The organism is Pseudomonas sp. Irchel 3H7 (genome assembly GCF_900187605.1).
GTDB lineage: Bacteria > Pseudomonadota > Gammaproteobacteria > Pseudomonadales > Pseudomonadaceae > Aquipseudomonas.
Genome location: NZ_FYEA01000012.1, coordinates 1 through 24658 on the forward strand (window position 1 = coordinate 1; position 24658 = coordinate 24658).

General features: G+C 59.5%; 13 protein-coding genes, 1 rRNA gene and 1 pseudogene. 4 read left to right on the forward strand and 11 right to left on the reverse strand.

From position 1 onward, the window contains the following. Positions 1-186 precede the first annotated feature (186 nt). A 5S ribosomal RNA gene (rrf, locus tag CKW38_RS22120) occupies positions 187-302 on the forward strand. A gap of 71 nt (positions 303-373) precedes the next feature. On the opposite strand, the gene CKW38_RS22125 is transcribed toward rrf, so the two are convergent. The 4 genes from CKW38_RS22125 to CKW38_RS22140 all read right to left on the reverse strand — a co-directional run bounded on the left by CKW38_RS22125 (position 374) and on the right by CKW38_RS22140 (position 5725). Next, positions 374-1552 (reverse strand): PepSY domain-containing protein, encoded by a 1179-nt coding sequence (locus CKW38_RS22125; RefSeq protein ID WP_095113871.1) that lies wholly within the window; start codon positions 1550-1552, stop codon positions 374-376. A 78-nt stretch (positions 1553-1630) separates the two neighbouring features. Continuing rightward, positions 1631-4135 (reverse strand): TonB-dependent siderophore receptor, encoded by a 2505-nt coding sequence (locus CKW38_RS22130; protein WP_095113872.1) that lies wholly within the window; start codon positions 4133-4135, stop codon positions 1631-1633. Positions 4136-4223: 88 nt separating this feature from the next. Beyond that, a complete protein-coding gene (locus tag CKW38_RS22135) occupies positions 4224-5225 on the reverse strand; it encodes a FecR domain-containing protein (protein ID WP_095113873.1) in 1002 nt (333 codons plus the stop codon). Further along, on the reverse strand, positions 5225-5725 hold the full coding sequence (locus CKW38_RS22140; RefSeq protein WP_007918975.1) for a sigma-70 family RNA polymerase sigma factor: 501 nt from the start codon (positions 5723-5725) through the stop codon (positions 5225-5227). The genes CKW38_RS22135 and CKW38_RS22140 overlap by 1 nt, the downstream gene beginning before the upstream one ends. Positions 5726-6029: 304 nt before the next feature. On the opposite strand from CKW38_RS22140, the gene CKW38_RS22145 reads away from it, so the two are divergent. Further along, complete coding sequence (locus tag CKW38_RS22145) at positions 6030-7910, forward strand: methyl-accepting chemotaxis protein (RefSeq protein ID WP_095113874.1); 1881 nt, start codon at positions 6030-6032, stop codon at positions 7908-7910. 111 nt (positions 7911-8021) lie between these two features. On the opposite strand, the gene CKW38_RS22150 is transcribed toward CKW38_RS22145, so the two are convergent. From CKW38_RS22150 to CKW38_RS22170, 5 genes are all read right to left on the reverse strand, one after another. After that, the gene (locus tag CKW38_RS22150) at positions 8022-8489 is read right to left on the reverse strand and encodes an SRPBCC family protein (RefSeq protein WP_095113875.1); all 468 of its coding nucleotides are present in this window, start codon (positions 8487-8489) and stop codon (positions 8022-8024) included. A 21-nt stretch (positions 8490-8510) separates the two neighbouring features. Beyond that, a complete protein-coding gene (locus tag CKW38_RS22155; RefSeq protein WP_095113876.1) occupies positions 8511-11903 on the reverse strand; it encodes a non-ribosomal peptide synthetase in 3393 nt (1130 codons plus the stop codon). Positions 11904-11916: 13 nt separating this feature from the next. Continuing rightward, positions 11917-12846 carry a diiron oxygenase gene (locus tag CKW38_RS22160; protein ID WP_007918981.1) on the reverse strand — a complete coding sequence of 310 codons (930 nt, stop codon included), beginning with the start codon at positions 12844-12846 and terminating at the stop codon, positions 11917-11919. Further along, entirely contained in the window at positions 12843-13616 is a 774-nt protein-coding gene (locus tag CKW38_RS22165) for a DUF3050 domain-containing protein (RefSeq protein WP_371857972.1), read from the reverse strand. Before CKW38_RS22165 ends, CKW38_RS22160 begins: the two co-directional genes overlap by 4 nt. Positions 13617-14365: 749 nt before the next feature. Beyond that, positions 14366-15076, reverse strand: a complete 711-nt coding sequence (locus CKW38_RS22170; RefSeq protein ID WP_007918983.1) for a GntR family transcriptional regulator — start codon at positions 15074-15076, stop codon at positions 14366-14368. A gap of 196 nt (positions 15077-15272) precedes the next feature. Here CKW38_RS22170 and lapG point away from each other — a divergent pair, with 196 nt between their 5' ends. Next, the gene (lapG, locus tag CKW38_RS22175) at positions 15273-15965 is read left to right on the forward strand and encodes a cysteine protease LapG (RefSeq protein ID WP_095113878.1); all 693 of its coding nucleotides are present in this window, start codon (positions 15273-15275) and stop codon (positions 15963-15965) included. A 14-nt stretch (positions 15966-15979) separates the two neighbouring features. Next, entirely contained in the window at positions 15980-17926 is a 1947-nt protein-coding gene (gene lapD / locus CKW38_RS22180; protein ID WP_007918985.1) for a cyclic di-GMP receptor LapD, read from the forward strand. Positions 17927-18205: 279 nt separating this feature from the next. On the opposite strand, the gene CKW38_RS22185 is transcribed toward lapD, so the two are convergent. Further along, entirely contained in the window at positions 18206-18544 is a 339-nt protein-coding gene (locus CKW38_RS22185) for a hypothetical protein (RefSeq protein WP_007918987.1), read from the reverse strand. A 148-nt stretch (positions 18545-18692) separates the two neighbouring features. Next, positions 18693-24658: pseudogene (locus CKW38_RS22190) on the reverse strand (LapA family giant adhesin); the annotation flags it as partial.

Sequence of the window (24658 nt, forward strand, 5' to 3'; positions counted from 1 at the left end):
CATCCCGAACTCAGCAGTGAAACGATGCATCGCCGATGGTAGTGTGGGGTTTCCCCATGTGAGAGTAGGTCATCGTCAAGATTAAATTCCGAAACCCCAATTGCGAAAGCAGTTGGGGTTTTGTTTTAGTAGAAGTAACCGTTTTTGCTGGCTTGTTACCGTGTTGACGGGCCAGATACAGAATTTCTTGACGACCATAGAGCGTTGGAACCACCTGATCCCATCCCGAACTCAGAAGTGAAACGATGCATCGCCGATGGTAGTGTGGGGTTTCCCCATGTGAGAGTAGGTCATCGTCAAGATTGAATTCCGAAACCCCTGTCTGCTAACGCAGACAGGGGTTTTGTCATTTCAGGACCTGCAAAACCAATGATCAAACAGCTTTACGTGCCTTGCTGATACGTCGAGCCTGCCATTTGCGCCACCAGATGTAGACGCCAGTCCCCGACAAACCCGCCATCAAAATACCTAACACCGCGATCATTACCTGCCCTGTAACTCCAATGATCCGTCCTCCATGTATCGGTAACTGCAACCGATAAAATTGCTCTCCCAACGTTCCCTGCCCAGCAATCTCCTGCCCTAATAATCGCCCGTCCGTACCATGAAAGAACAACCAGGATTTGCCATGGGCTTCGGTGTCGTGCTGTCCAAAACCAGCGCCGTAGAAGTTGTACTCAAAGCTGTAATACAACTCCCCGATCGCCGCTGTCAGTCCTAACCTTTTCCCCTCCTGTAACGCCCTCTCATACGCCTGTTGATAACTCAATTGCGTCACCCCCAACTGTGAAGGGGTCATTCGCCCTCGAGCCTCGTAGACGCTCGGTTCAATCGGTGAAAACAACGAAACCGCAGGCTTGAATACCTGGCTCGGCAAGTTCATGGCGACGCTGCTGACAGCGATCGGCAGGAGCAACAACCACAGCCACAACCCCCCAGCACGATGTAGATCGAAGTTGAGCCGATAGGCATGCCCACCCTTCACCTTCCAGGCGGTCGACCACTTTTTCCAGAATGGCTTTCCTCGCGGCAATGTCAGCCACAGCGCAACGAAGCAATCGATCACCCAGGCAATGGCAACCAGACCCATCAACAACAATCCCCAATTACCCGGCAACGTCAGGTTGTAGTGGAACTCAAGAATGAACGGGACAAAATTCTCCCGTTGAAAACAGCACTCCCCCCAATACCTCTGGCCCTTTTGCTCAGCACTCACCGGATCCAGATAGAACACCTGATTACGCTCAGTGAATGGCTGGCCGGTCCCCGGATCGTTACGCGGAACCATCGCAAGCAACGCGGTGTGGCCCGCCTCATTCGGGTACTCCATGTACCAGACCTGTAACCTTGGATGGGCACTCTGCACGGCATCAACCAAATCACCGGGCGGCAGTCGCTCACCCACTGCAGACGCCGCATAAAACTGCGGATTCAACCATTCATCCAGCTCATGATTGAACGCCAGAATGCTTCCCGTGACCCCGGCAAGCAGCAAAAAAACTGCGGTGGCCAAGCCGATATAACGATGCAACAACACCAGAAACGCACGCATGAGAATTTCCCCACAGAAACGACAAAGCCAGCCCCTGAAAAATCAGAGGCTGGCTTTTTTATGCACAGGACGAAAGGTTTAGAACTGGTAGCTCACCGTCGCCGCCACGTTGCGCTCTTCGCCCATGTAGCAGAAGTTCAGGCTTGCGCAGGAAGCGACGTAGGACTCATTGGTCAGGTTGTTCGCGTTCAGACGAACATCAACGCCCTTCAAGCCGACCTTGCCCAAGTCATAGCCAATCGAGGCATCGAACAGCGTGTAGGAAGGCACCTTGAGGGTATTTTCCGCATCGGCCCAGCTGTAGCCGACATAACGCACGCCGCCGCCGAGTCGCAGGCCATCGAGTGCCGCGTTGTCGAACTTGTAGTCCGCCCACAACGACGCCATATGACGCGGGGCCTGTGTTGGCGAGTTGCCCTTGTTCTCGATTACGTCTGTCGGCGTACTCAAGGTGCTGACCATCGACTTCGAGTATTCGATATCGGTGAAGGTGTAGCTGCCGAGGACTTTGAGGTTATCGGTCAACTGCATGTGCGCTTCCAGTTCCAGACCCTGAGAGCGGACGGCACCGACCGCACGATAGAAGTTTTCCTGCGGCAGTTTGGTCGCCAGATTCTCCTGATCGATGCGGAACAGCGACGCGGTGAACAAATTGTCAGTGCCTGGCGGCTGATACTTCATACCGACTTCCCACTGTGTTCCGTCGGTAGGTGCCAAAGGATTGCCGGCGCTGTCAGCATAGGAGTTCGGGTTAAACGACTCGGAGTAGCTGATGTATGGCGCCAGTCCGTTATCGAACAGGTACAGCGCACCCGCACGGCCAGTTAGCTTGGTGCGGCGATCATTGATCTCTGTGTCAACCGGACGCCCGGCTTCAGCGATACGGTTTTCGTCCGAAGTCTCGACCCAGTCCTGACGCAGGCCCAGCGAGAAGCGCCACTTGTCCATCTCGATCAGGTCTTGCAGGTAAACCCCGGTCTGCTCCAGACGCCGCAGGTAACTGGTCTCGCCATACATATCGACCGTCGAGTTGCCGTACACCGGGTTGAATGCATTGATCGGTGCAAGACCGCCGCTGGTCCAGTCGACCACGGTTTTGCGCCGCTGATAGTCGGCGCCCATGAGCACCGTGTGTTTGGTCGCGCCGGTGAAAAATTCAGCCTGGAGCATGTTGTCGACGATAAACGCATGCAGACGCTCATCCCCGCCGGTGTAATAGCGGTTCAGCTCGTTGCTGCTCGGCGAGGTCCAGCCATAGGCGTAGACCTGATCCATGTTTACTTTGGAATCGAGGTAACGGAAATTCTGGCGAGCGGTGAAGACGTCGTTGAAGCGATGTTCGAATTGATAACCGAATGATTGCTGATCACGGGAATAGCCATCGATGCCCGGCTCGCCTTCGAAGAAGTGTGGCGAGATGCGGTTGCCATTGCGCTGATGAATGGTGCCGTCGGCCGGTACACCGCCGTGGTAGCCGCCATCCGGATCGTGTTGCAGATACGCCTGCAACGTCAGCGAAGTGTCTTCACTGAAATCGATACTCAACGTCGGTGCGAGGGCGAAGCGTTTTTCTTTGTTGTGGTCGAATTGCGTGTCGGACTGATCCGTTAACCCGGTCAGACGATAGGCAATACGCTTGTCGTCATCGACCGGGCCGCTGAAGTCAAAACCGACCCCGCGCTGCCCCTGCGTGCCGAACGTGGCTTGCACCTGATGGTAAGCCTCGTAGAGCGGTTTTTTGCTGGTCAGCGCCACCAGGCCGCCAGGCGAACTGCGACCGTACAGCACCGACGAGGGTCCCTTGAGAATGTCGACGCGCTCAAGAAAATACGGATCGACTTGCATGGTGCTGTAAGTACCGCTGTCACCCATCGACTTGAGGCCGTCGAGGTAGATGTTGTCGACCGAGCCGTCGTTGAAACCGCGCATCGCCACATAGTCATAGCGATGGGTCGCGCCGTACGGATTGGTCAGCACACCCGGCGTGTAACGCATTGCCTGCGAGACAGTCTGCGAGCCTTGGTCATCCATTTGTTCGCGAGTGACCACCGATACGCTTTGCGAGGTTTCCAGCAACGCCGTACTGGTCTTGGTGGCGATCTGGCTGTGCGTGGCGTTGTAGCCATCCATGCTGCCCAAGGCGTTGCCGAGGGCGAAACCTTTGATATCGGTGGTTGGCAGGGCCAGCGCTTCGGTTTCAGCGAGCGGACGCAGGACGTAGCTGCTGCCATCCTGGCTGACCGCTTCCAGACCGGAGCCACCGAGCAAATGGCTTAACGCCTGATCGGTCGAATATTCACCCTGTACGCCTGGCGATTGCCGGCCCTGAGTTTGCTGCGGGGTCGTCGACAACGTGATGCCAGCCTGACGTGCAAATTGATTCAGCGCCTCACCCAACGGGCCCGCTGCAATGTTGTAGCGATGGCTGAGTTCACTGGCCGCTGGATTATCCGCCATGCTCAAACCGGGCATCACACCAACGCCCAGCACCGTGGAAAAAAGCGCTGCCCGAACGGCGTGGCGCAACAGGCCCGATTCTGCAGTTAAATTCAGAGTGTTCTTACAGGTGGCGCGGACAGTCATTGTAGGTTTCCGTAGGAAGTCGCAAACGCTTGAATTGAAGTGCTTACTGACTAAGCCGGACCTGCAGCGAAAACCCGCCAAAATAATTTCAGGCAACGCGCTCCAGCGTCACCCACCAACGCGTGCGATAGCGCAATTGCACCGGCAACGTCTGCGGCAGAATCGCCAACAGCTTGTCGGTGTCTTCCAGGCGGAATACGCCGGACAGACGCAACTCGGAAACGTCAGACGCACAACTCAGAAAGCCCTGACGATAACGGCTGACTTCGCTGAGAAAATCACCCAGACGCATATTGCGCGTGACGATCAAGCCGTCGACCCAAGCGCCAGCATCCATAGCCAGCGGCGGTGCAGGGCGAACCCGATGGTGATCGATCAGATAACTCTGCCCGGCCAATGCTTCCACCGAAGTGCCGCCGGAGCGGATCGCAACCTGACCATGGGTGACGCTGAGCCGAGTGCAATCATGTTCCTGACGCAGGATGAATCGGGCATCGAAAGGTTCATAAGTACCGTGACGGTTTTGTATCCGCAGCGGCCGATCAGACGGCGCGCCCTCGTCGGAGCCGCCACAGGTGACAATAATTTCGCCGCGCGTCAGTTTGATCAGCCGCTGCTGTGCGGTGTAATCCAGATCCACTGCACTCGCGGTGTTCAGTTCGATCCGCGTGCCATCCGGCAACTGAAAGCCGCGCCGCTCGCCCGTCGCCGTAGCGTAATCGGCGCTCCATTGCTGCCACGCGGCCGTGTCTTTGGCCAGCCACGCGGCGGAGCCCATCAGCAATGCGCCAGACAACAGCTTCAAGGCCTGTCGCCGGCCAAGACCCTGAGCACTGTTTTCCAGGGTGTTGAACGCCACTTGCGCACCGGACACCGCACGCAGGTTATTGCTCAACTCGGCTTGCAGCGACTGCACCCGTTGCCAGGCCAGTTCGTGCTCATGGTGTTCGGCGCGCCACTGTTCGCACTGGCGATTCAACCGCGGGTTGCCATGGTTGTTGCGCAAGCGCAGCAGCCAATGGATGGCTTGTTTGACTACGTGCTGTCGAGGCTCGGCGCGGCGACCGACTGAGACGTTATCCACCGGCATCAGCTTTCATACCGCAGCACATAGCAGTGATACAGGGCGTCGGCGACGTAACGTTCAACCGAACGCAGGGAAAGCCCCATCTGTTCGGCGATCTGCTTGTGGGTTAAACCTTCGCACTGCGCCAGCAGAAAGGCCTGACGCACTTTCGGCTTCAGTCCTTCAAGCATGCGCGCGATGCTCTCCAGCAATTCGATCACCAGCGCCCGGGCTTCGGCACTCGGTGTTTCTGCTTCAGGCAAATGGGCGATCGTTTCGAGATAGGCACGTTCGATTTCCTCTCGGCGCCAATGATCGATCACCAACCCACGTGCAATCGTGCGCAGGAAGGCGCGAGGCGACTTGAGTTCGAGGCGTTCGGTGCGCTGCAACAGGCGCAGGAAAGTGTCCTGCGCCAGATCCGCCGCATCTGCCGCATTGCCCAGCCGCGCGCGCAGCCAAGCGTTAAGCCAGCCGTGATGACTACTGTAAAGCGCCTGTACTGCAAACTCAGGTGAGGACATCAACGCCAACGTCACAAATGATAATTACTCGCATTGTCATCAAGGGTTACGAAATTTGCAACTGCCACCCGAACATCAACCCTGAAAAACATCGGGGCGAACGCTCTGGCACGCCGTTCGGCGGGAATCCTGCAGAAACGCCATCCATTTCCCGCTCAACCCTAAGATTTCTCCGACACGTGCCGACAGACTGGTGAGACATGCGTGCACCAAATCAGAGCAGCCGTTAGAACGCTGCCTGCGCTGTACATGGAATGTTGCATCCGGAACGCATCCCCACTTTTGGCATAAGAAGTCCCATGAAATGAATCTCAAGTTCAGCCATAAAATCCTGTTGGCCGCCTCGGGCGTCGTGGTCCTGGCGTTCGCGCTGTTCACCCTCTACAACGACTACCTGCAGCGAAACACCATTCGCCAGAACCTTCAGTCCTCCGTGCAGCAGGCCGGTGACCTGACCGCCAGCAGCGTGCAGAACTGGATGAGCGGGCGGATTCTGGTGCTGGAAAACCTCGCGCAGAACGTTGCCCATCAGGGCAAGGACGCGGACTTCCCGGGTCTGGTCGATCAACCAGCGTTCACTTCGAACTTCCAATTCACCTACGTCGGTCAGGCCAACGGTGTGTTCACCCAGCGTCCTGACGCGAAGATGCCGGACGGCTACGACCCGCGTCAGCGTCCTTGGTACAAACAAGCCGTGGTCGCTGACAAAACCATGCTGACGCCGCCGTACATGGCAGCGGTTGGCGGGTTAGTGGTAACCATCGCCATGCCGGTGAAAAAGAACGGCGAGCTGCTTGGCGTGGTCGGTGGTGACCTGAGCCTGGAAACCCTGGTGAAGATCATCAACTCGGTGGACTTCGGTGGTCTTGGCCACGCGTTCCTGGTCAGCGCCGACGGCCAGGTGATCGTCAGCCCGGACAAAGATCAGGTCATGAAAAACCTGAAAGACATCTACCCGAACACCAGCGTGCGCATCGAGAAGGGCAACCAGAACGTGGTGCTCAATGGCCAGGAACGTATTCTGTCGTTCACCCCGGTGAGCGATCTGCCGAATGCGCAGTGGTACATCGGTCTGTCGATTGATCGCGATAAAGCCTACGCCGCACTCAGCCAATTTCGCACCTCGGCGCTGATCGCGATGTTTGTTGCTGTGGCTGCGATTGCGCTGCTGCTGAGCCTGTTGATCAATGTCCTGATGCGTCCGCTGACCACCATGGGTCGTGCGATGCAGGACATTGCTCAGGGCGAAGGCGATCTGACCCGTCGTCTGGTGGTTGAGAGCAAAGACGAATTCGGTGAATTGGGCAGCGCATTCAACCAGTTCGTTGAACGGATTCACGCGTCGATTTCCGAAGTGTCCTCGGCAACCCGCCATGTGCATGACTTGTCGCAGCGCGTGATGGCGTCGTCCAATGCTTCGATCGTCGGTTCCGACGAACAAAGCGCGCGCACCAACAGCGTGGCTGCCGCGATCAACGAGTTGGGCGCCGCCACTCAGGAAATCGCGCGCAACGCCGCCGATGCTTCGCAACACGCGAGCGGCGCCAGCGAGCAGGCTGATGACGGTCGTCAGGTAGTCGAGCAGACGATTCAAGCGATGACCGAGTTGTCGCAGAAAATCAGCCTGTCGTGCACGCAGATTGAAACCCTGAATGCCAGCACCGACAACATCGGCCACATCCTTGATGTGATCAAAGGCATCTCGCAACAGACCAACCTGCTGGCGCTCAACGCGGCGATCGAAGCTGCGCGTGCCGGTGAAGCCGGGCGTGGTTTTGCGGTGGTGGCGGACGAGGTGCGTAACCTCGCCCATCGCACCCAGGAGTCGGCGGAAGAGATCCACAAGATGATCACGTCGTTGCAGATCGGTTCGCGCGAAGCGGTAACCACGATGAACGCCAGTCAGGCGTCCAGCGAGCAGAGCGTGGAAGTGGCCAACCAGGCCGGTTTGCGTCTGGTCAGCGTGACCCAGCGTATCGGCGAAATCGACGGGATGAACCAGTCGGTGGCAGCGGCGACCGAAGAGCAGACCGCCGTGGTGGAAACCCTCAACGTCGACGTTAACCAGATCAACCTGCTGAACCAGCAGAGCGTCGCCAACCTCAATGAAACGTTGAAGGATTGTGATGCGTTGTCGCAGCAGGCTAACCGTCTGAAGCAATTGGTCGACAGCTTCAAAATCTGACCGCGTTATCGTTCTTCGCGAGCAGGCTCGCTCCCACATTTGGAATGCATTTCCCTGTGGGAGCGAGCCTGCTCGCGAAAGCGGTGGTGCATTCACCGCAAAGCCGAAGCCTTAGACAAACAGCTTCAGCACATTTCCCATCGCATCATCCGCAAACCCCTGCACAAAATCCTTGAACCCCGGCAACGCCTCCTCACCGCCCGAAGCCGGCTCGGCAATGATCGTCCAGGTTGCCCTGGATTTGCCTGTGCCCAGCGCTTCCACATTCATCGCCGCCCACAGATTCGCCACCCCCAACGTGTTGTAAATCGTCGTCCAGGTCATGCTCCGCGCGTGTTCATCGCGGGAGTTGAGTTGCTCGACCACGAGGTTGCCATCCTTGAAGCATTTTTTGCGCAGCGAAGACACGCCCTCGCCGGTTGTTTCGATGTGCGACAGCGCTGGAATGAAACGGTCGAAACCGGCGAAGTTGCCAACCACCGCCCAGACCTGTGCGGCGTCCGCCGGCACTTCTACCGAAGACACAACGTGGCAGCCATGGGGGTTTTTGATCAGGGTATCGGGTTGCAGAGTGCTCATGGTGTTGCTCCTTTTGTTGGATCAGATGAAGTTGATTTCTTTCAGGTAGTCGCAGCCGCGACGCAGCAGCGCCGGGGATTTCTGCGGGTAATGAGCGCCCATCTGCTGTACGCCGGCTTCAGCGTTGGCGTGGCCGATCAGGGAGATGTCGCCGATGTCTTCTTCAAAGCCGTTGAGGTAGAAACCGAGCACGCCGAACAGCGCGTTGTCGGCGTCGACACGCCCGAGTTGCTGCTGCCAGTCGGCGACGCTGACCAGCGCGAACTCGCTGCCGGTTTCGCGGAACGAAGCGACGTAGGCGTCCCAGCTCAAAGGCTCGGGGTTATGCAGATTGAACACCGCGCGGTTCGGCGAATAACGGCTGGCGTGGAAGGCGATGAAGCGGGCGAGAAAGTCCACCGGCATCAGGTCAAAATTCAGCGCGAACGCCGGTACCTGGCCGAGCTGGATCGAGCCTTTGAGCATCAGCATCAGACGGTTTTTGTGCGGCTGACAAACGCCGCTCAAGCTGTTGAAACTGATGTTGCCGGGGCGGTACAGATTGACCCGGACGCCGCGCTCCCGCGCTCGTTCGAGGATGCGCTCGCCGACCCATTTCGACAGGTTGTAGCCGTTGCGAATGTAGATCGGCGGCGTTTGCGCGGCAGGCAATTCCAGCACTCGCCCCGCATCGTCGACCGTACTTGAAGCCGACAGCGTCGAGACGAAATTGAAAACCTTTTTGCTCTGCCCTTCGCACAAACGCAGCAGCGCAAAAATCGGCTCGACGTTGTCTGCCGCCAGCGACTCGTAATCGAGTACGTGATTGACGTTGGCGGCGTTATGCACCAACGCGCCGAACTCACGATCGAGGCGCTGATAATCGTCGTCGTCCAGGCCCAGTTGCGGGCGTGTGATATCTGCCGCGTAAACCCGCACGCGACTCAGATCCAGATGCTCCAGACGGTTTTCCCGCAGTGACTCGGCAAAGCGTTGCGCCGCCGTTTGCCCGCCGCCATCGCGCACCAGACACGCCACTTCACTGGCGCCCCAGCCGAGCAGCGCCTCGACGATGTGCACGCCAACAAAACTATTGGCCCCGGTGACGATGACCTTGTGCACATCACCCATGCGACTGATCGGCAGTGGCTCGATATCCAGTGCGCGCTCGGCGTCGGCCATGGCTTGAGCGCTGAGCACCGTGCTGTCATCGGTGCCGCGCACCAGCGTCGCGAGTTTGATGATGGTCGGCAGTTCGATGAAGCGGTTGATCGAGATGCTGCGCCCGAACTCCTCACGCAGCCGCAGCAACATTCGCGACAGCAGAATCGAGTGACCACCGAGATTGAAGAAGCTTTCGTCAGTGGAAATATCGCTGGTGGGCAGCTCCAGCAATTCCGCCCAGATCTCCAGCAACAGTGCTTCATCGGCATTCGCCGGCAGGCATTTCGGCCCGCTGTCCTGTACGCTCACCGGCAGTTCCAGCAGCGCTTTGCGGTCGACCTTGCCGTTGCTGGCGAACGGCATGCTCGACAGTTCAGACCACGCCACGGGTTGCATGTAGTCGGGCAAAAATTGCCGGGCGTGAGCCTTTAGCGTTTCGCGCGCGATGTCCGATTGCGGCTGGGCGAGGAACGCCAGAATCCGTCGCTGAGAGTCGATCACCACTGCGATTTGCCGGTACAACTGGCTCTCGCGCAGGCAGCGTTCGATCTCTTCCGGCTCGACCCGGAAGCCGCGAATTTTCACCTGATTGTCGCGCCGTCCGCACAGCTCGATACCGTCCTCGCCCCACTTGGCCATGTCGCCGCTGCGGTAGGCGCGCAGCGTTTGGCCGTCCGGCAAATCCAAGGTTAGATAACGCTCGGCAGTCTGCTGTGGGTTGTTCAGATAACCGAGGCAGACGCCGGGGCCGACGATAAACAATTCGCCGACGGTGTTCTGTGGTACCGGTTGCAAATCGTCATCGAGGATCAGCACCTGACTGTTGGCGATCGGCGCGCCGAGGCTGCGGTTGCTGTCACCCGGTGTGAGCCGGCGGGCGGTGATCAGCACCGTGGCTTCGGTCGGGCCGTAAAGGTTGTGCAGCGTGCCCTGACGGGTCAGTTGCTCGATGACGAACGGCTCGCAGACGTCGCCGCCGGTCATCACTTGCACGCCTTCCAGTTGCTCCAGCGGCAGGATGCTCAACAGTGCCGGTGGCAGGAACGCGTGGGTCAGTTGCCGGCGGCGGATCAACGCGACCAGTTGCAGCGGATCGCGCCGTTGCGTGTCGTCGGGCACCACCAGTTCGGCGCCTTCGAGCAGGGTCGGGAAGATGTCGATCAGCGACGAATCGAAGCTTAGCGACGAGAACTGCAAGACTCGACTTTCTGCCTGCAACTGCACGTAATCGGCGTACCACGCGGTGAAGTGCGCGAGGTTGGCCTGGCTGAGCAGCACACCCTTCGGATGGCCGGTGGTGCCCGAGGTGTAGAGCGCCATGCACGCTGCATCAAGTTCGGGGCGGCGGCGCATCAACGGTTGGCTGAGATCTGCCTCGGCGCTGTCGATGCGGCTGACGTCCAGCCCCGCCATGGTTTCGCCAAGCGGATGCTCGCCGTCATGCAACAACAGCAGCGCGCCTGCGTTTTGCAGAATGTATTGCTGGCGCTGCAACGGATGACTCGGCTCCAGCGGCAAATACACCGCGCCGCTGCCGAGGACCGCCAGAATCGATGCGAACAACGCCGGGCTTTTCGGCAGGCAGATGCCGACCACCCACGGTTGCGGATGTTGCTCGAGCAAAGGCAGCATTTGCTGTTGAATCGCGCGACTGTAGTCGTGCAACTGGCTGTAGCTGAGCGACTGTTCGCCAAGGTGCAGTGCCGGCCGTTCGGCGTGGCGAATCAAGCTCTGTTGCAGACGCTCGATGACTGGCACTTGCGCCTGTTTCAGCAGCGCCACATTCGCGGTGTCGTTGCGCTGATGGACGTAAGCCAGGTTGTCGAGAAACAGCAGGTTTTCCATCCGCTCGAAATCCGGCGCCGGCACAGATCCGGCCTGCTGAAGATACTCAGCGTCACGGGAGAAGCGGCTGACCAGCAACGCCACTTCGTCCACCACTTGGGTCAGCACCCGCTGTCGCAATGCCTGACCGTTTCCCGATGGCTCATCGGCAATCGGCACGCGGCTGATCAGTGACGAGCCAAGAAAACACAGCAAATCGAGTGACGGCAAACCGCCAAGGCTCTGCACGCCAACACCCAGACGCAGATGCAGATGCGGGATGGCGCAGAAGTCGCCAGCGCCAATGAAGCCATCGTCGATGATCAAATCCACCGTCGATGCCGCAACGCCGCTGCGCTGCAAGGAGTGACCGTGTTGTTCCAGTTCCTGCGCCAGGTCGGTCATGGCCTGGCTGGCGCCAATCAGCAAAATGTCGAGACGTTTCATGTCGGCCTCCTTGTCAAACCAGGTAATCGCGCAAGGCGTGCTGCACGCAGGGCGTGTCGAGCAGCGAGCTGTTGTGGAAGAACTTGACGATGTTGCCCACCAGCGGATGGTGGCGATTGATCGGAAAGGCCAGCCCGGCCATTTCATCCCTGAGCGAACGGCGCGTCGCCTCGCTGACCGGCAGTGCGTCGATCAGGCGCAGATCGAAGGCTTTCTGGATGTCGTTGGTCAGGTAGTGGCCGATGAACACCGGCAGAATCTGCGCGATGGTTTCGCGATCCGCCGCGTTGGCGGTGTGCCAATAGATACGCACCATCCGCGCCCAGAAACTCGAATGACGACCTTCGTCGAGCAAGTGATCGGCCATCAGACCTTTGATCGACGGCTTGACCGTGTCATCGCGGGCGAACGCCGCGACATCGCCGGTCACGGTGTTTTCGGCGATGGCCACGCAGATCAATTCCACCGCGCTGCGCAGGTGCTCCGGTGCCAGCGCTACAGCCGCAGGAATCGCCCGGCTCAACTCGATCTCATCGGGCAACTGAATCGGCTCGATGCCGGTCATCGCTACCGTTTGCTGCATGAAATCCATCGCCACCAGCGCGTGATAATCCTCATCGACCACCACGGTCATCGCGTCGTAACGACAGGCAAACGGGAAGGCCACGGCGAAGCGGTTCTTGGCGATGCTGCGTGCGGTCTTGTCGACGATCTCGGTTTCGAAAATCACCACGTCGTTGATGAACTTGTACAGCGTCTGCACCAAGGCGAAATCACGCTGTTGCGGGCACTCGCGCAGGAAGGTTTCACTGAGCACCAGTGGTTGGCGGCTGAGCGGGTAGATCAGGCGTTCATCGTCTTCCAGCACGCGTCGGGGGCGAGTGCGGATGGTGGCGCGGTTCTCCCAGGCGTCGGCAAAGGATTGATAGTCGGCGGCGTTCATTGGGCCACCTCCGCCAACGGTTCGCGCATGCTCAGGCGCAGGCCGTCCCACAGGGCGATGCGACTCTCCACGGCGGCGATGGCGCTGGCGTAGACCTCGGCCTCGCGCTGCGGATCGCCGGCGACCAGGCGTTCGAGCAGGTGTTCTGCCGCCGGGCCGTGGTCTTCGGAGTCGACCTCGATGTGCCGCTCCAGGTAGTAACGGAAGGTCGGTGCCTGTTCGATGCCGATGCCCCAGTCGTCAAGAATGCGCTGGAACATGGTCGGGATCACACTCTCGCGACCGTGCAGAAACGCCGCCGCCACGCTGTGTCCTGGTGCATGCAGGGCGGTACGCAAGGTGTCGCGGACAAATTGCGCAGCGGCCGGATCCACCTCGACGCTTTGCAGCGCAACGTCATAGCTCACCCCTTCCTGTTGCAGGGCGACAAAGCGCTCCACGGCCGTGGTACTCGCGCCGATTTCGCGCATCGCATCCAGGTACAACTCGAAATGGCTGTAATGACCCTCCGTCAGGCGATCATCCGATTCTTCACCCAGAACGATCTCGTTGATCAACCGGGCGGCGTGAGGGTCACGCGGCGGTAACCACGGCAAACGGGTGCACGTCAGCTCCTGCTGCAGGCGTTTGGTCAGCGACATGAAATCCCACACGGCAAACACGTGGGTTTCCATGAAACGACGCAAGACCGTTAGCGAGGTGATCTCGGAAAAGATCGGGTGAATGCTAAGTTCGGCTTTCTTCAGGGCGAGTTGGTTCTTATTGGGCATCATGATGTCCTTTATCGTTGATATGTAATGGAACTGCTCTGGAAACTGCGCAATCAATGAAACGACGACTTACTTGTTTTCTGTCGACGGACGACAGCCTTCTTTCCTGATGGATAAGTGCGGAACGATATACCTGTGACATGGCCTCATGTCTGCCCATAAGGCGCTGCTGAGGTACCGCAGGCATTGGGCTGGCGCCGAGTTGAAGGGCGAAGTTCAAACTTGGCGAAGAAAAGCTAATACACAGACAAAGTAGTTAACAAGTATATTTTTAATTTTTTTAAGTTTGCTGTTTTTTGAAGTTGAGTTGTTCCGATAAAACTTATGGATAAAGTTTTATTTGGGCGTAGTTGCTCCTTTCGGCGAATAACGGCCAAAATTGATCGATAAGAGTGAATGCCTCACTCGAAGCAACTTTCCAGCAATAAGAGTTGAATGATTTAAAAGGGGCGGAAGTTGGCCGTGACCCCGCGCCATGACTTCCTTTTTCCCGTGGCAAGGCTCCTTCCGTAGGTTCCTGGTGCGGGGACTGCGCCGTCAGGGCGGCGCGTCGCCCGTTCTTTATGGGGTTGGCCGTTCAAGAGTGCGGGTAAATGAGCGCCACGGCTATTACCGATTCGTCATCGGCACGCTGCAAATGCGGACTGATAGGCGCGGAGGAGGTTAGAGCGGGCACGCGGATCCGCCCACCTGAGGGCGGGCAGATCGCTTGGGGATTTGTAAGCGGGTGATTCGTGGGAGGTGCGCGCTCAGCGAGCGGCTTTGCGGCTTTGCGCGGCGGGGGTAGCGAGATAACGGGTAATCACCTCGACGCCCCGATTAAGGTGCTGCTCGAGGAGTTTGATTGACAGTTCAACGTCACGATCCTGCACGGCTTGCAGCATTGCCCGGTGATCGTCCTGGGACAGTTTGCCCAGGCCCATGGCCTCAAGGTTGAAACGCAGAAAACGTTCCTCTTCGTTGAGTCCGTCTTCGACCAGTCGCAGCAAGCGTTTATTGGGCGCTTTGCAGTACAGGGCCATGTGGAACAAACGGTTGAGCCGGCCGATTTCCGTGTAGTCGTGTTGCGCTTCCAGCTCTTCGATGTAACCGGCGGCGCGTGTGTGATCGGCCGAGGTCAGCTGCGGAATCGACTGGCGCATGGCTTCGGATTCGAGGAGGATGCGCAGCTCGTAGGTTTCGGTGGCATCGCCTTGAATCAACGGCGCAACCACTGCGCCTTTATGCGCGGTAACGCTCAGCAGTTCCTGAGCTTCGAGCTGGCGCAAGGCTTCGCGCACCGGCATGCGGCTGACGCCGAACAAATCGGCCAGATCCTGCTGGCGCAGCGCCGTGCCGCAGGGCAGACGCCCATCGAGGATCGCCGAGCGCAGGGTTTCTTCGATCACCGACCGGGCCAGATGCGCAGGAATCGGTCCATCGACTTTAATGCTGTGCAGCGGTTTGGGCTTCTGTGTCACGACTACGCACCCTGTATGTCGGCCTGATTTGGATCCAAATGACACTAGTGATTGCTCTACAGGTTGTCAAACCTTGTAAAACATTGGGTGCCAACTGAAGTTTAGCGTGTCGCCGATGATCTCATGGTGCCATTGTTTTTTGCCGGGCTAAGCTTCACCATCAAACGCTTTCCTTCCTGCCCCCCGGAATTCTGCTGTGGCGGTACGTTTCGCGATCCCCCGGACACTGCGCTGGCTAGGCTGCGCACTGCTGCTGGCCGGCGTCATGCTGGGCGGTCTGCATGCCGATTGGGATTTTTCCACGATCAGCCGCAAAGCCACGGCGCTCTACGGGCCGCTGGGTGCCGGGCAGCAGCGCATCGATGCCTGGCAGAATCTGTTGGCTACGCAGAAACAGGTTAGCGAGATGGAAAAGCTCAAAGTGGTGAACCTGTTTTTCAACAAACAGGTGCGCTACGTCGAAGACATCGACCTGTGGCACGAGGTCGACTATTGGGAAACGCCGATCGAGGCGCTGTGGAAGGGCGCTGGCGACTGCGAAGACTATGCGATCGCCAAGTATTTCAGCCTGCGCCATCTCGGCGTTTCCAGTGACAAGCTGCGCATCACCTATGTCAAAGCGTTGCGCCAGAACCGCGCGCACATGGTCCTGACTTACTATGCCACCCCCGATGCCATGCCGCTGGTGCTCGACAGCCTCATCGATCCGATCCAGCCGGCATCGCAGCGAACCGATTTGCTGCCGGTCTACTCTTTCAATGCCGAAGGTCTGTATTTGCCGGGCGCCAAGGGCAACAAAAAGGTCGGTGATACCAAACGCCTGTCACGCTGGCAGGATGTCTTGAAGAAAATGCAGGCCGAAGGTTTCCCGGTCGAGACGACTAACTAGGAGCACGCGCTCAGATGTCTTTGTTCAAACAGCTGTTGATCGCTATCTGTCTGTTCCTGGTGGTCGCCTTCACCGGCAGCTTCATGGTCAGTCTGGAGAGCTCGCGCACCCAGTACGTCAACCAGTTGCGTTCCCACGCGCAGGACGCCGCGACGGCGCTGGCCTTGTCGCTGACGCCGAATATCGACGACCCGGCGATGGTCGAGTTGCTGGTCAGTTCGATTTTCGACAGCGGTTATTACGCGAGCATCCGCGTGGTCGATCTGAAGACCGATCAGACTATCGTCGAGCGCAATGGCATTCCGGCGGTCAGCAATGTGCCGGACTGGTTCGTCAAGCTGATCGGTCTGGAACCGGCTGGTGGCGACGCGCTGGTCAGCCGTGGCTGGGAGCAGGCGGCGCGGGTCGAAGTGGTCAGCCATCCGATGTTTGCCGTGGCCAAGCTGTGGCAGAGCGCGTTGGGCAGCCTTGGCTGGTTGCTGATCTGCGGCGCAGTGAGTGCGGTGCTCGGCGCATTGCTGCTGCGCCGGCAATTGAAGCCGCTGGATTACATGGTCAAGCAGTCTCACGCCATCGCCCGTCGCGAGTTTCTCAGCCTGCCTGAATTGCCGCGCACGCCTGAGTTGCGTCGCGTGGTGCAGGCGATGAACCAGATGGTCGAGAAGCTCAAGGCGCTGTTTCAGGAGCAGGCCGAGCGCAGTGAAAAACTGCGGGCCGAGTCTTATCAGGACAACCTGACGGGGTTGGCCAACCGGCGTTATTTCGAGATGCAGTTGAACAATCGGGTGAGCAATCCGGAGCAGGCCAGTTCTGGTTATCTACTGCTGTTGCGGGTCAAGGATCTGGCCGGGCTCAACCAGCGTCTGGGCGGTCAGCGCACCGATGAACTGTTGAAAGCAGTCGGCGAACAGTTGTCTCGCGAATGCGCCAAGTACCCGGAAACCCAGAACCTTGTCACGCGGATTCGTGGCGGTGAGTTCGCTGTGCTGGCGCCGGGGCTGGTTCGAGAAGAAGCGCTGCAACTGGCGCAGAACCTCGACAATGCCTTGAGCAGTCTGCACGCCACCGGCGCGACCGACGTCGCTGCCGTGGCGTCGATCGGCCTGGCGCCCTTCACTCACGGCGATTCGCCGCAACAGGTGCTGACCCTCGGTGATCAGGCGCTGGCGCAAGCCGAAGGGCAGGGCGAGCAGAACTGGGCCTGTATCGATCAGAGCCTGACGGCGGATGTCGGCGACGATCACCACGCATGGCATCGTTTGCTCGATCAGGCCTTGAGTCAGCAACGTTTCGAGCTGTATTTCCAGCCGGTGGTCGCCGCCGCAGACACGCAACTGGTGCTGCATTACAAAGTGCTCTCGCGCTTGCTCGATGATCAGGGCCAGACCATCCCGGCCGGGCGTTTTCTGCCATGGCTGGAGCGCTTCGGCTGGACCGCGCGGCTGGATCGCCTGATGCTTGAGCGCGTGCTGGAGCAGATGAAAGAACATGAAGATTCGCTGGCGCTGAACCTGTCTTCGGCGACCCTGGCCGATCCGCAGGCGTTGAACAAAGTCTTCGAGATTTTGCGCGCACATTCCAACCTCGGCGAGCGCCTGACCCTGGAAATCGGCGAGGAGCAATTGCCGGAACAAGCGGTGCTCGAGCAGTTGACCCGGCGCCTGCGCGAACTGGGCTTCTCACTGAGCCTGCAGCGCTTTGGTGGTCGTTTCAGCATGATCGGTAATCTGGCGCGGCTGGGGCTGGCGTACCTGAAGATCGATGGCAGCTACATTCGCGCGATTGATCAGGAGAGTGACAAGCGGCTGTTCATCGAGGCGATCCAGCGCGCGGCGCACAGCATTGATCTGCCGCTGATTGCTGAGCGGGTCGAGACGCAAGGGGAGTTGGCGGTGATTCGCGAGATGGGTTTGTATGGGGTTCAGGGGCAGTTGTTGGGTGAGCCGAAGCCTTGGCGGTGAGTCATTGCAAAAGCAACCCTCACCCTAGCCCTCTCCCGGAGGGAGAGGGGACTGACCGTGCGATATTGATGTAATACGCCGACGTGAAAGAGCTCCGCTGAATCCATAATCGACTTATAGCGCCAGACACCTCGGTTGGCCGCTCTCCCTCCGGGAGAGGGGGCTGAATCCATAATCGATTCGATTTCTCAGGTCGATGTATAACGCCAGACACCTCGGTCAGCTCCCTCTCCCCCCGGGAGAGGGTTGGGGTGAGGGTAGGCTTTTGATTACGGGGGATCAGATCAACCCGCCCTCATCCTCATCAATCAACTGACTCAACCCGCCCAACGCTTCCCGCGCCTGGGTCCGGTCCATCAGTTTGGCCTGGGCCGCCGGTGGCAGGTCGGTGACGCGGATCACGCCTTTCTGGGTCAGCACCTGAATCAGGTCGTCGAGTACCCGAATCATTTCAAAGTCGCTCTGCTTGAGCTGTTTGAGGCTGGTTTCCACCACTTCATTGGCGAACCAGGCCTGGATTTCATGGCTGTCGGCCGGCAGCGTTTCCGTGGCCTCGGCGTAGGCCGCGGCTTCCACGCGAATCAACAGACCTTGCGCATCGCGTTGCACGTAAAACATTGAGCATCCCTCGGAAATGAACCAGCGTCATGCTGTCAGCAGCATAGCCAACTGCGCGCGAGTATGCGGTGCGGCGACGTAATCGTCACCGTCGCGGTAAGCACAAACGTGACGGCCGCCCCATTGGGGCGGCCGTTTTGTTCACGGATCAGCTGTTGTTGTGGTCGACTTTGATGGTCGGGTCGCTGCCGGCAATCAGGTTGTGAATGTTGGCACTCGACCAGTTGTTGCCTTCCAGTTTGATCGTCACGTCCGGGGTCGCCGCTGCGGCATCGCCGGAGTTGAACTTGCCCGCCGAGCTGACTTGCAGCGACGACGTGCCGTCGACCGTGGTGATCTTCAGGAAGTTGTCGATGGTGCTGCCAGTCTCGCCCTGCAGCAAATCACGCAGATCGATACGGTCACCGTCGGCGGCCTTGAAGTCCTTGATCACGTCGTTGCCGGTGTCGCCCGCCTTCCAGACAAAGGTGTCGGCGCCAGAACCACCGATGAGGATGTCATTGCCCTGACCACCGATCAGTGTGTCGTTGCCGGTGCCGCCGAGCAGGATGTCATTGCCTTTGCCGCCATCGAGCAGGTCGTTGCCGCCCGAGCCGAAGAGGATGTCATTGCCCGCGCCACCCAACAGCGTGTCATTGCCATCATGCGCACCGGACACATCGAACGCCTGATAGTGCTCGGTGATGTATTGGTGCACGTTGCTGGTGGTGACCTTGCTGACGTCGACGCCGGTTTCCTTGGCAACGAACGCCTGCATCGCCTGATAACCCTCACCGGCAATGCCGTTGAAACTCACCAGATCGCCAAAGAGGATGTCATTGCCGTCGCCACCGCTGACGGTGTCGTTGCCCGGCATCGTCGCTTCGGTGTGGCCGATAATCGAGTTGGCCAGATCCTTCGGATCAATGTTGGTCTGCGGCGTTTTATCCGAATCGTAAGGTTTCAGGTCGTTGAGGCTGACGCCGCTGTTCAGGCCGATGGCCTCGACATTCGACAGGCCACTGAGCAACGCGAAGCTGCTGGTCGAGTTGTCGGTGGTGGTCGAGGTGGTGCTGCTGCCGCTACCGGCCAGACTCGACAACTCGTAAGTGCCGTCGCCCTGCGCGTGAACGGTGCCCAGATTGGTGGTGCTCCAGCCATAACGGGCGGTGTAGGTCTGCAACTGGGCAAAACCGCTGGCGTTGATACTCAGGTAATGCGTGTTGTCGATGTAGGTGCTGAAGGTGTCGCCCAGCTTGTAGTTGCTGGTGGTCACCACGCTGTCGAACTTCACGCTGCCGTACAGCGTCGGGTTGGTCTGCTCGCCGCTCTGGTAGTAGGTCGGCTGGCCGTCGGTGATGAAGTACGTGAGGTTTTTCGCCCCGGTGTTGGCCACAGCGTCGGCACTCTGGAACCAGTTGGCCGTGGTTTTGAACACGTCCTCATAGTTGGTGCCGCCGCCGGAACTCATCGAGTCGAGTACGGATTTGAGCAGGGTCAGCGCATTCGGGTCGTTGAGGTTCACCGACACCGACTTGTTGACCTGGGTATCGAAGTCCACCAGGAAGATGTTCACCGTACCCGAGTTGCTGCCGCCCAGGCTCTGCTTGAGGGTGTTGAACACCGACGTCAGCGAATCCTTGGCCGCATTGATCGACGAGCTGCTCATACTGCCGGAGCTGTCGACCATGAAGGCGATGTTGTAGTTGGTACCCGGGACCACGGTCAGGCCACCGATGTCGGCGACGATGATGTCGTTGCCATCGGTGCCGCTGACGGTGTCATCGGCCGACGTGGCGACAATGGCGTTGTAGACCGCCGGCACCACGGTGACCGGAATGGTCGCGGTGCTGCTCGCCGAACCGCCGACCATCTCGGTGGAGGTCGAGGTCACGGTCAGGTTGAACTGGCCGTTGTAGTACGGCGGCGGGGTCACGGTCAGGCTGCCGAGGTTCCAGCCGGTGACGTTGGCGTCGCCGCTGCTGGCGGTGACGGTGAAGGTATGGCCCGCGCCATCGCTGAGCACCGAGCCGACTGGCGCGCCGCTGATCTTCACGCTCAGGGTTTCCGAGCCGTCGGTGTCAGTCAGTGCGGTGGTGATTGCCGACAGTTTCACCGTGGTGCCTTCGGCGCCGGTGTTGAGTTTGTAGCCGTCGTAATAGCCTTCGCCGTTGCTGCCGTGCAGATCGGAGACGGTCACGCCCGAATTCACCAGATCCTGCACGCCGGTGTAGATCGGTACGCCAGCGCTGCTCAGGTCGATCGGCGTGCTGCCGTTGACCGACAGGTTGACGTCGTAGCTGCCCGGGCCGCTCTGGTTGTGGTGGTAGATGTCCAGGGTGTAGTAGCCGCTGGTGGTCGGGGTGAACGAACCGTTGAGGTTACCGCCCGCGCCCCACGTGGTCGATGCCACGCTCTTGCCGCCAATGGTCACCAACAGGCTGTCATCGCCGATACCACTGAAGGTGTAGGTCTTGCCGGCTTCCAGATAGATCAGGCCCGAGGTCTTCGAGGCAGTACCGGCGGTCACGCTGCCGTCGGACTGCACGTTGTTGACGTTAGTGCTGGTGTTCGGTGTGCCCGCACCGTCAATGACGTTTTTCAACGTGGTCGAATCCGCGCCGTTGCCGTTGGTGCCCAGACCCGAGAGACCAGTCCAGACTTCCTTGATCAGTCCGGTCGACTTCACGCTGTTGTCGGCCACGCTCACGGTCGGCGCATCCGCTACCGGGGTGATGTCGATCTTCACGGTGCCGGTGTTGCCCAGCAGTTGGCCGTCGGTTGGCTGGAACTTGATTTGCGCGTAGTCAGCCTGGTTGTTGCCCAGACCGCTGCCGCCGTAACCGTTGACGCCCGACTCGTTGGCATCCGGCAGGAAGCGCAGCTTGCCCGCGTCGATGTCAGCCTTGCTGAAGGTCTGGTTGTTGGCGACGTCCTTCCAGGTCGAGCCGTCCAGGTACTGCAGTTTGCCTTCGCCCGGCAGCTGGGTAATTTTGATGCCGAGGCTGGCGGCCGGGCTGTCGACGTCAGTAACGCCGAAAGTCGACCAGCCGAGCACCAGCGGGGTGTCTTCGGTGCCGGTGACGTTGCTCGGTGCAGCAACCGGTGCGTCGTTGACCGCCACCACGTTGACCGTGGTGGTCGCGGTGTTGGAGTAATTGCCGCCATCGGTCACGGTCACGGTGATGATGCGCGGCACGGTGCTCGGGTTTTCACTGCTGTTGGTGAAGCTGATGTTCTTGATGGCCTGCATGTAGTCGGCCAGCGTCGCGTTACCGGACAGCGTCAGCGTGACGGTGCCGTTAGTGCTGTTGGCATTGATGGTGATGCCGTTGACGCTGTTGCCCAGGTTCAGCGCATCACCGTCCTGACGGTTGGTCAGGATTACGGTGGCGCCGGTGAGCATGGTGCTGTCCGGGTCGGTGATGCTGATGTCGGTGTCGGCAATCGACACACCCGCGCCCGGGGTGTTTTCGGTGAAGGTCACCTTGTAGTCGGCACCGGTGGCGCCGCTGGAGTTGTTGGCATCCAGGTCGAGCACGGGTGGCGCATCGTTGTCGATGATCGAGGTGCTGACGCTGCCATTGGTGCTGCTGACCGCGAGGTTCTCGAAGTTGCCACCGGTGGCCGAATCAATCTTGACCACGAAGTTCTCGGTGCCTTCGGTGATCTTGTCATCGATGGTGGCGACATTGAACTGCGCGCTGCTCGCACCTGCCGGGATCTTCACGGTGTAAACGCCAGTGAAGTCCGAACCGTCGGCGGCGGTGCCGCTGTAGACGATTTTCAGGGTCACTTCGGTTTGCGCCGGGTGGTTCAGGCTGACCGTGTAGCTGGCGGTCTGGCCTTCGGTCACCGAGCTGCTGCCAGTGATGCTGATGGTGGTGGTGTCGATGGTGTCGGTGACGTTGGTCACGGCTGGCGTGGTGTTGGTCACCAGATTTTCGAAGCCGCCGCCGCTGGTGCCGGTGATGGTCGCCTGCACGGTGCCGGCGTCTTTGTAGACGTCGTCAGCCGGGGCTGGAACGGTCACGGTGCCAGTGGTTTTGCCGGCGTCGATGGTGATTACCGAGCCGTTGCTCAGGGTTACGGTGACTGGCGAGCCTGCGGCATTGGTCAGGGTCGCGGTGTAAGTGATCTGACCACCTTCGGCCACGGTGCCGGTCGCGGACAGCGACAGGTTGGTGGTGTCGACGGTGTCGGTCACGGTGGTGCTGACCGGGGTTTTGTCGGCCACGAGGTTCTCGTAGTTGCCGCCCGTCACGTTGGTGATCGAGTTGGTCAGCGGCGCATGACCGGTCAGAGCATCGTTCGGTGCGGTGGTGGTCGCGGTGCCGGTGGTCTGGCCGACGCCAATGGTGATGGTCTGACCGTTGGCCAGGGTCACGACAACAGGCGCGCCGGTCACGGCTGCGCCGACGGTGGCGGTGTAGACGACGTTGCCGCCTTCAGCCGCTGTACCGGTTGCGGTCAGCTTCACGGTAGTCGTATCGATGGTATCAGTGACGCTGGTCACGGCCGGAGCAGTGCTGGTGACGAGGTTTTCGAAGTTGCCACCGGTGGCGGTGCTGATCGTTGCCTGGACAGTGCCAGCGTCTTTATAAACGTCGTCAGCCGGTGCCGGAACAGTCACGGTGCCGGTGGTTTTGCCGGCCTCGATAGTGATCACTGCGCCGTTCGACAGGGTCACGGTCACAGGCGAACCTGCGGCGTTGGTCAGCGTGGCGGTGTAAACAATCGACCCGCCTTCAGCCACAGAACCGGTCGCACTGAGCGACAGATTGGTGGTGTCGACGGTGTCAGTGACGTTGGTCGAAACCGGCGTCTTGTCGGCTACGAGATTTTCGTAGTTGCCGCCAGTGACGTTGGTGATCGAGTTGGTTAGCGGCGCGTGACCGGTCAACGCATCGTTTGGTGCGGTAGTGGTTGCAGTCCCCGTAGTCTGGCCAACACCAATGGTGATGGTCTGACCGTTTGCCAGGTTCACAACCACAGGCGTACCTGTTACCGGAGCACCAACAGTCGCGGTGTAGACAACGTTGCCGCCCTCGGCTGCAGTTGTGGTTGCAGTGAGTTTTACGGTGGTGGTGTCGATGGTATCAGTGACGCTGGTGATAGCCGGAGTCGTACTCGGCACCAGGTTTTCGAAGTTGCCACCAGTGGCGGTACTGATTGTCGCCTGCACGGTGCCGGCGTCTTTGTAGACGTCGTCGGCCGGTGCGGGAACGGTCACGGTGCCAGTGGTTTTGCCCGCATCGATGGTGATCACGGCGCCGTTGCTCAGCGTCACGGTCACTGGCGAGCCTGCGGCGTTGGTCAATGTTGCGGTGTAGACGATCGAGCCACCTTCAGCGACCGAGTTCGTCGCGCTCAGCGACAGATTGGTGGTGTCGACAGTGTCGGTCACGTTCGTGCTGACCGGCGTTTTGTCAGCCACGAGGTTTTCGAAGTTACCGCCGGTCACGTCGGTGATCGCGTTGGTCAGCGGTGCATGGCCGGTCAACACGTCGTTTGGCGCAGTAGTGGTCGCGGTTCCGGTGGTCTGGCCAACGCCGATGGTGATGGTCTGACCGTTCGACAGGGTTACCACGACTGGCGAGCCAGTCACTGGCGCGCCGACGGTTGCGGTGTAAACGACATTGCCGCCTTCAGCCGCCGACTCGGTGGCCGTCAGCTTCACGGTGGTGGTGTCGATGGTGTCGGTGACGCTGGTCACAGCCGGCGTCGTGCTCGGCACCAGGTTTTCGAAGTTGCCACCAGTGGCGGTACTGATTGTCGCCTGCACGGTGCCGGCGTCTTTGTAGACGTCGTCAGCCGGGGCTGGAACGGTCACGGTGCCGGTGGTTTTACCGGCGTCGATGGTGATCACGGCGCCGTTGCTCAGCGTCACGGTCACTGGCGAGCCTGCGGCGTTGGTCAATGTTGCGGTGTAGACGATCGAGCCACCTTCAGCGACCGAGTTCGTCGCGCTCAGCGACAGATGGGTGGTGTCGACAGTGTCGGTCACGTTCGTGCTGACCGGCGTTTTGTCAGCCACGAGGTTTTCGAAGTTACCGCCGGTCACGTCGGTGATCGCGTTGGTCAGCGGTGCATGGCCGGTCAACACGTCGTTTGGCGCAGTAGTGGTCGCGGTGC

Bases quoted from the DNA above. Each gene is read 5' to 3' on its own strand.
- CKW38_RS22125 (WP_095113871.1), bottom strand. From the start codon at position 1,552: ATGCGTGCGTTTCTGGTGTTGTTGCATCGTTATATCGGCTTGGCCACC.
- CKW38_RS22155 (WP_095113876.1), bottom strand. From the start codon at position 11,903: ATGAAACGTCTCGACATTTTGCTGATTGGCGCCAGCCAGGCCATGACC.
- CKW38_RS22150 (WP_095113875.1), bottom strand. From the start codon at position 8,489: ATGAGCACTCTGCAACCCGATACCCTGATCAAAAACCCCCATGGCTGC.
- CKW38_RS22135 (WP_095113873.1), bottom strand. From the start codon at position 5,225: ATGCCGGTGGATAACGTCTCAGTCGGTCGCCGCGCCGAGCCTCGACAG.
- CKW38_RS22130 (WP_095113872.1), bottom strand. From the start codon at position 4,135: ATGACTGTCCGCGCCACCTGTAAGAACACTCTGAATTTAACTGCAGAA.
- CKW38_RS22165 (WP_371857972.1), bottom strand. From the start codon at position 13,616: ATGCCCAATAAGAACCAACTCGCCCTGAAGAAAGCCGAACTTAGCATT.
- lapD (WP_007918985.1), top strand. From the start codon at position 15,980: ATGTCTTTGTTCAAACAGCTGTTGATCGCTATCTGTCTGTTCCTGGTG.
- CKW38_RS22145 (WP_095113874.1), top strand. From the start codon at position 6,030: ATGAATCTCAAGTTCAGCCATAAAATCCTGTTGGCCGCCTCGGGCGTC.
- CKW38_RS22160 (WP_007918981.1), bottom strand. From the start codon at position 12,846: ATGAACGCCGCCGACTATCAATCCTTTGCCGACGCCTGGGAGAACCGC.
- CKW38_RS22185 (WP_007918987.1), bottom strand. From the start codon at position 18,544: ATGTTTTACGTGCAACGCGATGCGCAAGGTCTGTTGATTCGCGTGGAA.
- CKW38_RS22140 (WP_007918975.1), bottom strand. From the start codon at position 5,725: ATGTCCTCACCTGAGTTTGCAGTACAGGCGCTTTACAGTAGTCATCAC.